The following is a 13,646-nucleotide window of genomic DNA, read 5'->3' on the forward strand; positions in this document are numbered from 1 at the left end:
AATCGACAGCTTTAGTTTATTTAGCAGAACACCCACGTCAAACTAAAAAAATCAAACCCGACAGCAAGCGATTGGTTTATTTGCTCAGCGATGCATCTTTAAGATCAGCCTACTCCCTGAGGCCAGCCACATCGATTCTCACCGCTTCCCCTCAAGAATAAAACTCAGGCAGTAGCGTCTTGCTCGTTTAAGCAGGCAAACCAACTGGCAGCACGGGCGCCGCTTAAAAGGCAGACTCAATATTAATTTAAAGGCCGCGCTTTTGGAAAATCCTGTCTATTGCATCACCCCAAAGTGGCGCATTTTTCTCCAGAGTGCGAGACTTATGGACATATGAAAATGCCTCTTTTGCCATAGCTTCTCGTATGCTTGAATTTTCCGCGATACGCATCAGCGATTCAAACCATTGTTGAGAACTGGCGGAGGCTAAAAATCCATTTTTGCCGTCAGAAATTGTTCCAACGTAGCTTTCTGTCGCACTAAATATTCCCGGAATTCCATTTATTGAATAATCAAGAAACTTCAAATCGGATTTGCAGTCGTTAAAATCAGATTGCACCAATGGCGCAATCGCAAAATCCCACGAAATCTCCTTCTGCATCCATTCCATGAACTTTGGATATTCAACCCGATCATTCGGGACTTTGACAATTGAAACTGGTAGATCGTTGAAGAGCCCCTTCACCAACGCCTCATCGCCAATACCGACAACTTCCAGTCGGATAGATTCCCTTTTCGTGTAAAGCAATTTCCTCAAGGGCTCGACCACCATGAGCAAATCTTCGAGATGCGAGTAAGTCCCCATATAGCCCATAACCAACTTGGAATCGCCTCTGTTTCTTCGATAGTCCTCCTTTTTTTTCAAGGAATCAAAATCGAACAAGCGCTCATCCAAGTTATTGGGAACAATCTCGATATTAGAATTCAAACGAGCCATGCGATTTCCGAGAGCCCGTGTGGAGACGATGATGCCCGCCGCATTTCTCGCAAATCTGACTATTATTTGCCTCTGCTCCGCGCTTGGGTAGCCGGGCGATCCTGGCAAAGAATTTAAATCGAGAAGATTGTCATCTATGCCATAGATATATGGTACGCCGAGCGTCGCGAGCCGCCCTAATAGGTGCTCTTGGTCTGCCAATGTGCTGTCATGTCGCCATCCACGTTCCACAATTACAAGATCAACAGCAATTCCGGGCAAATCTGTGCCGTAGGACAAACTAAATCTATCCTGAATGCTGGGATGAGATAGAGGTCGCAGCAAGCGGATGTGACTGGCGCCGTATGGAAGACGATCAGCGCCACATTCGAATAACACGTGAACGCGCTTTTTCATTGATGAGGCCTTTTTTCTGCACTTTCAGAGAAAAGCGTCCGCCCCATCGCGAGCGCTGGTGCATCAGGGAAAAAGAACGCAGCTCGCTCTATGCCGGCGTCTCCAAGCCTTCGCCTCAGAGCACTATCATCAACCAAGCGCAAACAGGCTTGCAAACACTGGGCCTCGTCGCGGGTGTCGACAAGAAGTCCGGTCTCCTCATGGGTCACAATTTCCGAGAGCCCTCCATTTACAGGGCCAATGATTGTCACGCCGCTCGCCATAGCCTCAAGACAACTCAACCCCATCGCCTGATATACGGATAGATCAACAAAAACATCAGCCTGCTTCATCAAGGCATCTACCTCTGCAGAGCTCAACTCTCCATAGGCCTGATGACTCGAAAGCGATCTCAGCGGATCCAAAATCGCATCATCTGGTTCGCATCCAAAAGTGCGCACCTGAACTTTATTGGGGCGCGCTATCAACAACTGGCGAAGAACGCTGACCGTCATCTGTGGCGCTCGGCGAGGAGTAGACGATCGGATCATTGCGCACACGATTACTTGTCGCGAACTTCGTTGAATTGGAGGAGGGGCAAACCTCGACCAATCCAGACTTGGCCCAAGAAGTATTGGTGACTTGCCAGTCCTCTCCGCGACCATCTTCCGATTCCATTCGGTTTTTGTCATAAGCCGCATTGGAATTTCGGTATAACTTGCGAGTGCTTGCAAGTAGTCGGCGCTTCCATCTGCAAAAAAATCTGGCTCAAAGTCCTGAATGTAATACCCCACCGTTGGCCTTCGGGAGCTTTTCTCCAAGGCTTCCTTAATCCAGAATACGGATAGGTACAGTGTCGCGACTACGGCATCATAAAAATGAATGTGTTCTGACAACTGGCTCCAATCGGAAAGCCACGTTATCGGAAGACGGCAGCCGGGATACGAAGCCTCGAAAGAAGCCCTCGCTGATTCAGAATTCGCGATGACTACATCAACTCCGCAATCTTGCAAGACAGATGCCTCGCTCAAGATGACATGAGCACCACCACCTGCATGAGCAACAGGAAGAATAATTAAAATTCGCTTGCCTTCAAAATGTTGGCGGATTTGGGCGCGAATATGCAACCTCTCGTCCATCAATTGCAGGCGGCTTCGTACCGCCCTCAATCTGAGGCTCTGACGTGTAATTTCAAGCTGATTCATGATCGGAGCACTCGAATGCTTCCGATGCAAGTTTTCGTCAGCAGCCTTCGCGAGTTTTATTCTACGCTCGGTCGAATAGCTCTTGGATTGGGCATGAAATACATATACATCATCAGCAATCGCCAGTTGCCACCCATTAGCGACCGCTCGAATGCATAAATCGTTCTCTTCCCCGTAACCCTTTCCAAAATTTTCTTCATCAAATAGACCTACATCCGATAGCTGCTCTCGGCGAATCAGTAGACAAAATCCATTGAGAAATCCAACTCGTGGATAGGTGCGGCGGGACGCCATGATTACCCGTTTCGCCATCTCCGAAACGGTCATTTCAGGCGGTAATGGATTTGAGGACCAGTCACCATGCTCGTCGAATATTTTTGGTATCGACTGCCAAGAAGCCGTATTACTCAGAGGTCCTACCATACCAATACGTGCGTCAGAGTTGGCGCATTCGACCATCCGATCGAGCCATTGAGCAGAAACGACCGTATCACTATTCAGGAGAACAACAAATTGACCGTTCGATGCTCGTAAGCCGGCATTGGCCGCGAACGTGTATCCCTGCGCAACATCATGACGGACCAGCACACCTCCCTGCTCGCGGATGAACTCATTAAGGTAGTTCTTAGTCTCCTCGTCACTGCCGTCGTCCACCACAATAATGCGATAAGGTGGCAATGTATGAGCGACTACCGAGCTAAGGCAGTTCTGAACATCAGATAAGGCGTTGTGCACGCAGACAATCACGTCTACAGTGGCACTACGCCGATCCAGGGTGTAATGAATTCGAGCCTGTCCTGGAGTAGGCACAGCAAATAGGCGCGCGGCATAACCAGATTGATCAAAAGCGACAATGCGCCGCTTCAAGCCGGAAATCCCCTCTTGCATGATGACCTTGCTCACGGTCCGCACCAAGCTCAATGGCCCCCCAGCAGCCTTGCTCGCAGGCCCAAAAAGCCTTCTAACTGAGCGAATATTTGCAACTCGGGCTCCCGCCCATCGAACTGGACGAGATACCTTCCAGCTCGTTGAAGCCAAAATCTCTCGCATCGACGCATTCAGGACAGCTTCGCGTTGCAGCGCCTGAGCAAGCTGCGAGCGAAGGATGATTTGCTCATCTTTCCATTTGGCCTGCTTTAGGCGATTCAGTTCGCCCTGATTTTCAAAGTAATTGAGGCGTCCGTACATGTCAGCTATACGGCTCTCAAAAGCAGTACGTTCCGATTCTGCTACCTCAAGCCGACGCATCACCTCAGCATTTTGTGCGAACAGTTCATTAATTTTATTATCGCGCATCGCCAGTTCATTTTTCAGCACTGCCTCCGCGTCCATATACTTGCTCATCGCTGAAGACATGTCCGCTATTTGTCGGTCCAATTCGAGTTTCCGCCCCAACACGCCGAACAAGCGTACGATATAAGTGCGGCCACTTTCTGTGCCAAAGGATTGGAATAAAGATTTCGCCGCCGGACTTTGAGCGGCGCCGTAAAACAAGACACCCAGCCCGTGCGAGTGCATGAATTCAATGGTCGGATAACTGCGCGACAGTTCTTCCCACAGTCGCCAAACGCCGAAGTCCCGCTCCCGCACGTTGATGTCATGAAACAACACAAGCCCCTGCTGCGAGAGCTTTGGCCGCCACGTCTCAAAATCGTGCTTGACGGCTTCATATGTGTGAAGTCCGTCTATATGCAATAAATCTACACTGCCGTCGGAAAAATAGCTGGCAGCATCATCAAACGTCATCCGTAGCAAGCGCGAGAACTCTTCAAACCTAGAGTTACCAGAAGTCACGCTTGCATAAACTTCTTCTCCATACAAGCCCGCATGCTCATCGCCCTTCCAGAGATCAACGGCGTAGCATTTGGTACTCAATCGAGCATGCTCTACTGCTTGGCAAAATGAAAAATATGAGTGCCCATAATGTGTCCCCAATTCCACGATCACACGCGGCTTGATCGACTCAACAATCCAAACACCAAAGGGGATATGGCCTATCCAAGCACTTGGTTGAGGAGCAATATCGATATTTTTCAGCGCAACACTGAAGTCAAGCTCCAACATATTTTCTCTTCAGTTCATTCTAGAGATATCGCGCATCATTCAGGCGCGCTCAAATGCTTACCAGGCACCGATGCTCGTTAGGCCTCAAAAACATCCGCTTGATACAAGCCTTTCCCCGCTGCATCTTTCGACGAGAGAATTGGCTCCATCCCGATGTCCGGCCAATCAATCGCGATATCCTTATCGTTCCACGCAATGCACCTTTCGTAACTTGGCGCGTAGTAATCCGTAGTTTTGTACAGGAAATCGGCGGTATCGCTGAGCACGAGAAAACCGTGCGCAAATCCGGGTGGAACCCACAATTGCCTGTGGTTGTCCTCACTGAGTTCCACACCAACCCATTTCCCAAAGGTCGGTGACGACTTGCGGATATCTACAGCCACATCGAACACCGCGCCGCGCACCACGCGCACCAGCTTGCCCTGTGGCTGCTGGATCTGGTAATGCAAGCCGCGCAGCACGCCCTTAGCCGAGCGCGAGTGGTTGTCCTGGACGAATTCGACGTGCCGACCAACGGCCTCATCGAACGCCTTGCCGTTGAAGCTCTCGTAAAAGAAGCCGCGTGCATCACCAAAAACCTTGGGCTCGATGATCAGCACCTCGGGGATTGCGGTCGGTGTCGCTTTCATGAGCGCACCTCCTCAGCCAGCAGATGGTTCAGATACTTGCCGTAGCCGTTTTTCTGCAGCGGTGCAGCCAGCTTTGCCAATTGCTCCCGATCGATAAAGCCGTTACGCCACGCGATCTCTTCTGGGCAAGCAATCTTCAAGCCTTGGCGATGCTCCAGGGTTGCGATGAACTGTCCGGCTTCGAGCAAGCTCTCATGCGTCCCCGTATCCAGCCACGCATAGCCGCGCTGCATGATTTGCACATTGAGTTGGCGCAGGTCGAGGTAGGCCTGGTTCACCGCAGTGATCTCCAACTCGCCACGCTCGCTCGGTTTCACCGACTTCGCGATGTCGACGACCTGGTTGTCGTAGAAGTACAGGCCTGTCACCGCATAGCTGCTCTTGGGCGTCGCCGGTTTTTCCTCGATGCTGCTGGCTTTGCCTGCCGCATCGAATGCGACCACGCCGTAGCGCTCCGGGTCATGCACGTGGTACGCAAAGACGGTCGCACCGTTCTGCTGTGAATCGGCGTCCGACAGCAGGTGGGCAAGGTCATGTCCGTAGAAGATGTTGTCGCCCAGCACCAGCGCGCTCGACGAATTTCCTACGAATTTGTCGCCGATGATGAACGCCTGCGCCAGCCCGTCCGGACTGGGCTGAACCGCATACTGCAGATTGATGCCCCACTGGCTGCCATCCCCCAGCAGTTGCTGGAAGCGCGGCGTGTCCTGCGGGGTGCTGATGATCAGGATGTCTCGCATGCCACCCAGCATGAGCGTGCTGAGCGGGTAGTAGATCATCGGCTTGTCATACACGGGCAGGAGTTGCTTGCTCATCGCCAGCGTGGCCGGATGCAGGCGCGTGCCCGAACCGCCGGCCAGGATGATGCCCTTGCGTTGCGTCGTCTTGGTCATGCTCTTTCTTCTCGTGGGATTCTTCAAAGGATCTCGCGCAGCATGCGCGCGACGCCTTCCTGCCATGGGGGCAGGCGCAGGCCGAACGTGGTCTGCAGCTTGCTGGTGTCGAGGCGCGAGTTGTGCGGGCGCTTCGCGGGCGTCGGGAATGCGCTGGTTGGCACGGGCTCGACGGCGTCGGGCCCGGCCTTGAGTTCGACGCCGGCCTGCTGCGCCATTTCGAGCACGAAGCGCGCGTAGCCGTACCACGTCGTTTCGCCGCCGGCGATCGCGTGATAGAGGCCGACCTTGGAGGGCTCCTGCAGCGTCGCGCGGATAGCGTGCGCCGTGACGTCGGCCAATAGCTCCGCGCCGGTGGGCGCACCGAACTGGTCGTCGATGACAGTCAGCTTGTCGCGCTCCTTCGCCAAGCGCAGCATGGTCTTGGCGAAGTTGCCGCCGCGCGCGGCGTACACCCAGCTGGTGCGGAAGATCAGGTGCCTGGCGCAGTGCCGGGCCACCAGTTGTTCGCCTTCGAGCTTGGTGCTGCCGTAGACGCTGAGCGGGCCGGTCGCATCGCCTTCCTTCCACGGCGTGGTGCCGCTGCCGTCGAAGACGTAGTCGGTCGAGTAGTGGACCATCAGCGCGCCGATCTTCTGCGCTGCCTCGGCCACGATGCCGGGCGACGTGGCGTTGAGCTTGCGCGCGAATTCGGGTTCGCTCTCGGCCTTGTCGACGGCGGTGTGCGCAGCTGCATTGACGATCACGTCGGGGCGCACCTTGAGCACCGTGTCGGCGAGTTCCTCGGGCCGGCTGAAATCCGCATGGAAATCGGTGCTGTCGAAGTCGAGCGCGACCAGTTCACCGAGTGGCGCCAGGCTGCGCTGCAGTTCCCAGCCGACCTGGCCGCCCTTGCCCAGCAGCAGCAGCTTCATGCCGCGGCCTTCGCGTTGTTGTCGTACTGCTTCTCGACCCATTCGCGGTACGCGCCGCTTTGCACGTTGCGCACCCACTCGCTGTTCGCGAGATACCACTCGACGGTCTTGCGGATGCCGGTGTCGAAGGTTTCGGCAGGCTTCCACCCGAGTTCGCGCTCGAGCTTGCGCGCGTCGATGGCGTAGCGGCGGTCGTGGCCCGGGCGGTCGGTGACGTAGGTGATCTGTTCCTTGTACGGCTTGCCGTCGGCGCGGGGGCGCAGTTCATCGAGCAGGGCGCACACGGTGTTGACGATCTCGATGTTCGGCTTCTCGTTCCAGCCGCCGACGTTGTAGGTCTCGCCGAGCTTGCCGGCTTCGAGAACGCGGCGGATGGCGCTGCAGTGGTCCTTCACGTAGAGCCAGTCGCGCACCTGCATGCCGTCGCCGTACACGGGCAGGTTCTTGCCGGCCAGCGCGTTGACGATCATCAGCGGGATCAGCTTCTCGGGGAAGTGGAACGGGCCGTAGTTGTTCGAGCAGTTGGTGGTGAGCACCGGCAGGCCGTAGGTGTGGTGCCAGGCGCGCACGAGGTGGTCGCTGGCGGCCTTGCTGGCCGAATAGGGGCTGTTGGGCTCGTACTTGTTCTCTTCGGTGAAGGCCGGGTCGGTCTTGGAGAGCGAACCGTAGACCTCGTCGGTCGAGACGTGCAGGAAGCGGAAGGCCGACTTCTGCTCGGCCGGCAGTGCGCCCCAGAAGCCGCGCACCGATTCAAGCAGGCGGAAGGTGCCGAGCACGTTGGTCTGCACGAAGTCCTCGGGGCCGTGGATCGAGCGGTCCACATGCGACTCGGCGGCGAAGTTGACCACGGCGCGGGGCTTGTGCTCGGTGAGCAGGCGGTCGATCAGGGCGCTGTCGCCGATGTCGCCCTGCACGAAGATGTGCTTGGGGTTGCCTTTGAGAGACGCGAGGGTCTCGAGGTTGCCGGCGTAGGTCAGCTTGTCGAGATTGACGACGGGCTCGTCGCTGTTCGCGATCCAGTCGAGTACGAAGTTGGCGCCGATGAAGCCGGCGCCGCCGGTAACCAAGATCATGGGGTCCCCTGAGTGTTGAAGGTGATCGCCTGACGCGATCGACGTTAACTAGGGATTATCCCATCGGGTCAAAACGCTGAAACAAATGGCTTGGTCACGCTTTCGTGCATCGTGTTTACAATTGCACCCGATTGCAGGAGAGTGGGTCACTCGTCAGAGTGCCCTTACCGAAGGCGCAAACTCCCATAAACGCTCAGGTCAGCCCAGCGAAATCCTGAAGATTTCTGCAAGGGCTCAGTACTGCATCACATCGAAACGCCGTCTGGAGAGTCGTCACCATGCGTGGCGCACCGAAGGAGCAAATTCGTTGCAAGGGCGCAACGGATGAATCTCTCAGGTACCGAGGACAGGGGGAGCGGCAACTTGGACGGCGGGCGTCCAGTTGCTTACTATTTAATGAAATAGTACACACCCTCCCGCCATTCAAGCGCTGCAACCTCAAGGTACTTGAAATGCGCGTGATCGTCCTCGGCGCCGGCCTGCTCGGCGTGACTTCGGCTTACTACCTCCAGCAACTCGGCCACGAAGTGACCGTGATCGACCGGCAGGCCACCCCGGCCGCCGAAACCAGCTTCGCCAACGGCGGGCAGATCTCCGTCAGCCATGCCGAGCCCTGGGCCAACCCCAGCGCCCCGCTGAAGGTGCTGCAATGGCTGGGCAAGGAAGACGCCCCGCTGCTCTTTCGCATGCGCGCCGACATGCGCCAGTGGCTCTGGGGACTGCAGTTCCTGCGCGAATGCACGCCGGCGCGCACCCGCCACAACATCGAACAGATCGTTCGTCTGGGCACATACAGCCGTTCGATGTTGCAACAGTTGCGCCGCGACACCGGCCTCAGGTACGACCAGCGCACCCAGGGCATCCTCCACTTCTACACGACGCAGAAGGAGTTCGACGGTGCTCTCGAGCCCGCCGAGCAGATGCGCACCCTGGGCTGCGAGCGCCGCGTCATCTCGGCCGACGAGGCAGTGAAGATCGAGCCTGCCCTCGCCCACATCCGCCCCAAGCTGGCCGGCGCCACCTACACGGCCGAAGACGAATCCGGCGACGCCAACCGCTTCGCGCGTGAACTCGTGGGGCTGGCCGCCGCCGCGGGCGTGAAGTTCCTGATGAGCCACACCGTCACCGCGTTGCGCGAGGCCGGCGGCAGCATCGACCACGTCGAGGCCACCGACAGCGAAGGCCGCTTCCAGCGCATCCGCGGCGACGCCTTCGTGCTGGCGATGGGCTCGCTGAGCCCGATCTACGCCGCGCCCCTCGGCATCCGGCTGCCGATCTACCCGGCCAAGGGCTACTCGGTGACCCTGCCCGTCAGGGACGCCTCCAAGGCCCACCAGGTCTCGCTGACGGACGACGAATTCAAGCTCGTGTTCTCGCGCTACACCTCGGCTTCGGGCGACCGCCTGCGCATCGCCGGCACCGCCGAGCTCAACGGCTACGACCGCGACCTGAACCGCGTGCGCTGCGAGGCCATCGTGCGCCGCGTCGAGGAGCTCTTCCCCGGCGCCGGCGACACCACCCAGGCCCAGTTCTGGACCGGCCTGCGCCCGGCCACGCCGAGCAATGTCCCGCTGATCGGCAAGACGAAGCTGCCGAACCTGTTCCTGAACACCGGCCACGGCACCCTGGGCTGGACGCACGCCTGCGGCTCGGGCAAGTCGATCGCGCGGATCGTGAGCGGGCTGGAGCCGGAGGTGGATTTCGCGTTCACGGGGATGCCTGCGCCCAAGCTGCGCGTTCCGCAGCCCGCCCTGGGCTGACGAGCCGGCAGGCCCCGGATCACGCCTTGAAGGTGATCCAGGGCCTGAGCCGCACCGCGCATCGAATCAGCCCGGCGCGCTCCTGTGCGTCGATCACCTCGCCGATCGGCTTGTAGGCCTGCGGAGCCTCCTCGATCCGGCGCTCCTCGCGCAAGGTCACGCATTGCCAGCTGGCCTGGGGGTCGGCGGGCGCTGGCCGCATCGCGCGCACCTGTTGCCGGCGCATCCGTCGGCCGGCACCGTGGCTGCACGACCAGAGCCAGTCCTCGTGGCCGAGCCCGGAGGCCAGATAAGAGTAGTCGCCCATCGAGCCCGGAATGAGCGCCAAGTCGCCCGCGTTCGCCGGCGTCGCTCCCTTGCGGTGGATGTTCATGCCGTGTTCCCGCAGCACGACGTTGTGCGGCACGTCCACCACCAGCTTCGACGACGCGGCGCCGAGCAGTTCGGCGAAATCCTTCCGCACCAACTCGGCCAGCACGACCCGGTTGGCCCACGCGTAGCGCGCCGCCACGCCCATGGCCTCCAGGTATTCGTCGGCCAGCGGCCCCGCCAGACCGTAGAGACCGCTCTTCGGATGGCGCAGGCCCTTGGGCCATTCGTCGCGGGCACGGTCCATCCAGCGGCCACCCACATGGAACCCGATGTCGCGCGAGCCGCTGTGGATCATCACGACCACATCTCCCGTCTTCAGGCCCGCACGGTAGGCCTCGTGGCGGTCCAGGACATGGTCGACCACCTGCAGCTCCACGAAATGGTTGCCGCTGCCCGGTGTGCCGAGGCAGGGGTCGCGGAACACCTCGTGGCGGCCGCCGGTGTAGGCCTCGGGTGCGTGCCGCGCACTGCCGCCGAAGCTTGCGAGGCCGATGCAGGCATCGAGCTCGGCCTGCATCCGGTCGCGGTCGCACGACGACCACAGCCCGCCGCTGCGCACCGCCTCCAGGAAGGCCGAGGGGCCCACGTCGAACAGCGCCCTGAACGCCGCCGTGTGCACCGGCACGTCGCGGCCGTTGTCGAGCAGGCTGCGCGTGAGCCGCTCGACCAGCCGCGTCTTGTGCGGAGCCACCTGGTCGAGCGTGAGCCCGGTGGTCAGCAGCCGCATGCCGCAGTTGATGTCGGTGCCCACCGCCGCCGGAATGACGAAGTCGGGATCGGTCGCGACGACGCTGCCGACGGGCGCGACGGAGCCCGGGTGGAAGTCGGGCGTCGCGCAGGCCTTGCACACGCCCTTCCCACCGTTGGGCGAGCGCACGCTGGCGAATGCCAGCAACTGGTTCACCGCCTTCTCTTCCAGCGGAAGGCTGGGCGGCAGGAGCACCGTGGCCTGCGAGGCCTCATGGTGCAGGTGATAGACGCCGTCGCGGTAGTCGACGGCAATGCCGGCGCGCGAGAAGGCACGCTGGAGTCTCGAGAAACGAGGATCGCTCATGGCTGCTGTTCCATTCGGGAAACCATGTCGGTTTCCTGCCTCGTCGCACTTTGCGTGGCGAGGCGAAAAAGATCGGCCGCGCTCGCGGGAGACGCGATGCGCGGCTGGCTCTTTCTTGCAGCAGCAGAGATTCAAGAAAGCGGGCGGATTCTAGCGACGCATCCTCCCGCCGAAAACCCGCCCGTCGCTTTTTCGCGTCGGGCGCCGGGTCAGTCGGGCGCAGTGAACACCGTCAACACCCCCGTATACCCATACAGATGGTGCCGCGCGATCTCCCCCGCGGCGAAGAAGCCCACCAGCGGCACATCGCCCAGCGCATGCCGCACGATCTGCAGCTCCGCCCCCGGCGCGCCGAAGTGCGGGCCGCCGCGGCCGGAGCAGCTCACGTACACGGCCCCAGCGATGCGGCGCGCCGGATGCGGCGCGGCTTCGGCCTCGCCCGCCGCCACGGCGCGTGCGGTGGCGAGCGTCTGCTCCTCGGGTTCCAGTTCTTCACGGATTTCCGCGCAGATGCGCATCAGGTCGGCGCGCGCGGCCTGGGCGTTGCGTCGGCAGAAGGTCAGGCGCATGCCGGCTTCCGCGGTATCGGCGATGGCGATGCCGCGCCGCGTGGGGTCGAGTCCGATGATGTGGCGCACGAGCACGTCGGCGCCCAGGTCACCGGTGCGGCGGATGCCGTCGCTTCCGGCGTCAGCCAGGCCGACCAGCGTGTTGCGCACCGCGTCGATGGCCTCCTGCGGGCGTTCGAGCGACACCTGCAGGTCGGCCAGCAGCACGTCGAGGGCCGGCTCGCCATCGAGCTTGAGCAGCAGGTTGCCGTCGGCCTCGGTGATCTCGCGTTCGCGCACCGCGCCCGAGCGCAGCGGCTGGCAGCCCTGGGTGACGCGCGACACCAGCCGCACGCCTTCGCCGAACACCACGCCCGATAGCCCGCCCGAGAACACTCCGCCGGCGGCACCGTGGCCGCGGATGTTGCCGTTGCCGCCGATGGCGAACTGCAGCGCGCCGCCGCGTCCCGACGAGAGTCCGCCGAACAGGTAGCCCGTGTCGGTGCGCCCGGCCATCTCGCCGATCAGCTCGGCCAGGTCGGGCGTGGCGGGGTCGGCGTGCACCAGCGCCGTGTGCGCCTCGAAGCCGCTCATTTCCGAGTTGCCCAGCGGCGCGACGCCGGAGAACACGCGGTACTGGTCGCTCGGCAGGGCGCAGAGCATCAGGGTCATGCCGGGTTCGTCGAAGTACTCGGCGTTGTTGGCCGACACGCCGATACCGACCGTGCCGGACCAGTCGGTCACCTCGGGCAGTTCGGCGCTCAGGTGGTCGAGGATGTCCTGCGCGTCGTTCGCGTAGTGGTCGGTGATGTAGAGCAGCCCGAGCGTGGGCGCGGAGGCGTAGTCGGGCAGCGCCATCTGCGCCCGCAGCTGGGCGAGCACGAGGCCCGCCGCCATTCGCCATTGCGGATGGGTGGCATGGCCGGAGGGAAACAATTTCATGATGCGTGCCAACCCGTTCTGAAATAGATGGATGTGTGCAGGACGTCAGCGTCGCGCGGAGGTTCGCTTGCGCGCGGCGGTCGACGCCTTCTTCTTCGCGGCCGGTGCCACAGCCTTCTTTGCTGCAGGGGCGGGCTTGCGGGCCGCCGCCGGCTTGCTGCCGATGACCGAGCCGACCGCATCGGCCAGCGGCTGGGCCATGGCCGGCACCTTCAGCTGGGCCGCATCCTGCAGCGCCGTGCTGGCGATCTGCTGGAACTGCTCGGTGAGCGAGCCCCACCACTGCATCGGGTCGACCACGCCAGCGCCCTCGGCGGCCGCGGCTTTCGCCCTGGAGGCGGCCGGCTTGCGGCTGGCCTTCTTGGGCGGGGGAGCCGCTTCTTCGACTTCCTCCTCGGGCGCCTCCTCGTCCTCGATGTCCTCGGGTTCGGGCTCCGGCGCGGCCTTGGCGGGAGCGGGCGTTACGACAGCCGCCGCCGCGGTCGCCTGCCGGGTGAAGGCGCTGGCGATGTCTTCCATGCGCACATTCATGCCGCGCAAGGTCGACAGCGTCATCTTCTGCACTTCCAGCGCCTGGATGGTGGCCTTCAGCGCGTGGCCGTTCTGCTCCAGCCAGTACTGCACCGTCTTGAGCTCCTGGATGCGCTTGTCGACCTCCTCCACGCTCAGCGTGGGCGCCACCCAGCTCGCCAGGCTCGGGATGCCCGGCACCGAACCGCTGCCCGAGGCCGCGCCGCCGGCGAGGTTTTTCAGGAAATCGAATCCGGGAACGAACTGGCTGAAGTCGAAGGGCTTGCTGGCGTTGCTCATGCGGGAGGTCTCCTGGGAGGCGGGGTATGGGTTTTCTTGTGCTGCCAGCTTACTCCAAGCCTCCGGGCTT

10 protein-coding genes and 1 riboswitch are annotated in these 13,646 nt (G+C 60.6%); of the genes, 1 reads left to right on the plus strand and 9 read right to left on the minus strand.

What is annotated here, in order from left to right:
• Window positions 1-247: 247 nt before the first annotated feature.
• The 6 genes from EJP67_RS10105 to rfbB form a co-directional block, all read right to left on the minus strand.
• Window positions 248-1,333: a glycosyltransferase gene (locus EJP67_RS10105; protein ID WP_126021569.1), complete on the minus strand. Its 1,086-nt coding sequence runs from the start codon at window positions 1,331-1,333 to the stop codon at window positions 248-250.
• Window positions 1,330-4,581 (minus strand): class I SAM-dependent methyltransferase, encoded by a 3,252-nt coding sequence (locus EJP67_RS10110; protein ID WP_126021570.1) that lies wholly within the window; start codon window positions 4,579-4,581, stop codon window positions 1,330-1,332. The genes EJP67_RS10105 and EJP67_RS10110 overlap by 4 nt, the downstream gene beginning before the upstream one ends.
• Before the next feature lie 77 nt (window positions 4,582-4,658).
• Window positions 4,659-5,210, minus strand: coding sequence for a dTDP-4-dehydrorhamnose 3,5-epimerase (gene rfbC, locus EJP67_RS10115; RefSeq protein WP_126021571.1), 552 nt, complete (start codon window positions 5,208-5,210; stop codon window positions 4,659-4,661).
• Window positions 5,207-6,103 (minus strand): glucose-1-phosphate thymidylyltransferase RfbA, encoded by an 897-nt coding sequence (rfbA, locus tag EJP67_RS10120; RefSeq protein ID WP_126021572.1) that lies wholly within the window; start codon window positions 6,101-6,103, stop codon window positions 5,207-5,209. The genes rfbC and rfbA overlap by 4 nt, the downstream gene beginning before the upstream one ends.
• Window positions 6,104-6,126: 23 nt before the next feature.
• A complete protein-coding gene (gene rfbD, locus EJP67_RS10125) occupies window positions 6,127-7,017 on the minus strand; it encodes a dTDP-4-dehydrorhamnose reductase (protein WP_240650580.1) in 891 nt (296 codons plus the stop codon).
• Window positions 7,014-8,090, minus strand: a complete 1,077-nt coding sequence (gene rfbB / locus EJP67_RS10130; protein ID WP_126021574.1) for a dTDP-glucose 4,6-dehydratase — start codon at window positions 8,088-8,090, stop codon at window positions 7,014-7,016. Before rfbB ends, rfbD begins: the two co-directional genes overlap by 4 nt.
• A gap of 252 nt (window positions 8,091-8,342) precedes the next feature.
• Window positions 8,343-8,450: riboswitch (glycine riboswitch) on the plus strand.
• A 92-nt stretch (window positions 8,451-8,542) separates the two neighbouring features.
• Here rfbB and EJP67_RS10135 point away from each other — a divergent pair.
• Complete coding sequence (locus EJP67_RS10135) at window positions 8,543-9,850, plus strand: D-amino acid dehydrogenase (protein WP_126021575.1); 1,308 nt, start codon at window positions 8,543-8,545, stop codon at window positions 9,848-9,850.
• Between the two features lie 19 nt (window positions 9,851-9,869).
• Here the strand turns inward: EJP67_RS10135 and EJP67_RS10140 are convergent, their stop codons facing one another.
• The 3 genes from EJP67_RS10140 to EJP67_RS10150 all read right to left on the minus strand — a co-directional run bounded on the left by EJP67_RS10140 (window position 9,870) and on the right by EJP67_RS10150 (window position 13,576).
• Entirely contained in the window at window positions 9,870-11,276 is a 1,407-nt protein-coding gene (locus tag EJP67_RS10140; protein WP_126021576.1) for an RtcB family protein, read from the minus strand.
• Between the two features lie 209 nt (window positions 11,277-11,485).
• A complete protein-coding gene (locus EJP67_RS10145; RefSeq protein ID WP_126021577.1) occupies window positions 11,486-12,766 on the minus strand; it encodes an FIST signal transduction protein in 1,281 nt (426 codons plus the stop codon).
• A 45-nt stretch (window positions 12,767-12,811) separates the two neighbouring features.
• A complete protein-coding gene (locus EJP67_RS10150) occupies window positions 12,812-13,576 on the minus strand; it encodes a PhaM family polyhydroxyalkanoate granule multifunctional regulatory protein (RefSeq protein ID WP_126021578.1) in 765 nt (254 codons plus the stop codon).
• Window positions 13,577-13,646: the final 70 nt, after the last annotated feature.

This window comes from Variovorax guangxiensis (assembly GCF_003952165.1).
GTDB classification, from domain to species: domain Bacteria; phylum Pseudomonadota; class Gammaproteobacteria; order Burkholderiales; family Burkholderiaceae_C; genus Variovorax; species Variovorax guangxiensis.

What these genes read in the sequence shown, in the direction of transcription:
- EJP67_RS10105 (WP_126021569.1), bottom strand. Translation starts at nt 1,333, where the DNA reads ATGAAAAAGCGCGTTCACGTGTTATTCGAATGTGGCGCTGATCGTCTT.
- EJP67_RS10110 (WP_126021570.1), bottom strand. Translation starts at nt 4,581, where the DNA reads ATGTTGGAGCTTGACTTCAGTGTTGCGCTGAAAAATATCGATATTGCT.
- rfbC (WP_126021571.1), bottom strand. Translation starts at nt 5,210, where the DNA reads ATGAAAGCGACACCGACCGCAATCCCCGAGGTGCTGATCATCGAGCCC.
- rfbA (WP_126021572.1), bottom strand. Translation starts at nt 6,103, where the DNA reads ATGACCAAGACGACGCAACGCAAGGGCATCATCCTGGCCGGCGGTTCG.
- rfbD (WP_240650580.1), bottom strand. Translation starts at nt 7,017, where the DNA reads ATGAAGCTGCTGCTGCTGGGCAAGGGCGGCCAGGTCGGCTGGGAACTG.
- rfbB (WP_126021574.1), bottom strand. Translation starts at nt 8,090, where the DNA reads ATGATCTTGGTTACCGGCGGCGCCGGCTTCATCGGCGCCAACTTCGTA.
- EJP67_RS10135 (WP_126021575.1), top strand. Translation starts at nt 8,543, where the DNA reads ATGCGCGTGATCGTCCTCGGCGCCGGCCTGCTCGGCGTGACTTCGGCT.
- EJP67_RS10140 (WP_126021576.1), bottom strand. Translation starts at nt 11,276, where the DNA reads ATGAGCGATCCTCGTTTCTCGAGACTCCAGCGTGCCTTCTCGCGCGCC.
- EJP67_RS10145 (WP_126021577.1), bottom strand. Translation starts at nt 12,766, where the DNA reads ATGAAATTGTTTCCCTCCGGCCATGCCACCCATCCGCAATGGCGAATG.
- EJP67_RS10150 (WP_126021578.1), bottom strand. Translation starts at nt 13,576, where the DNA reads ATGAGCAACGCCAGCAAGCCCTTCGACTTCAGCCAGTTCGTTCCCGGA.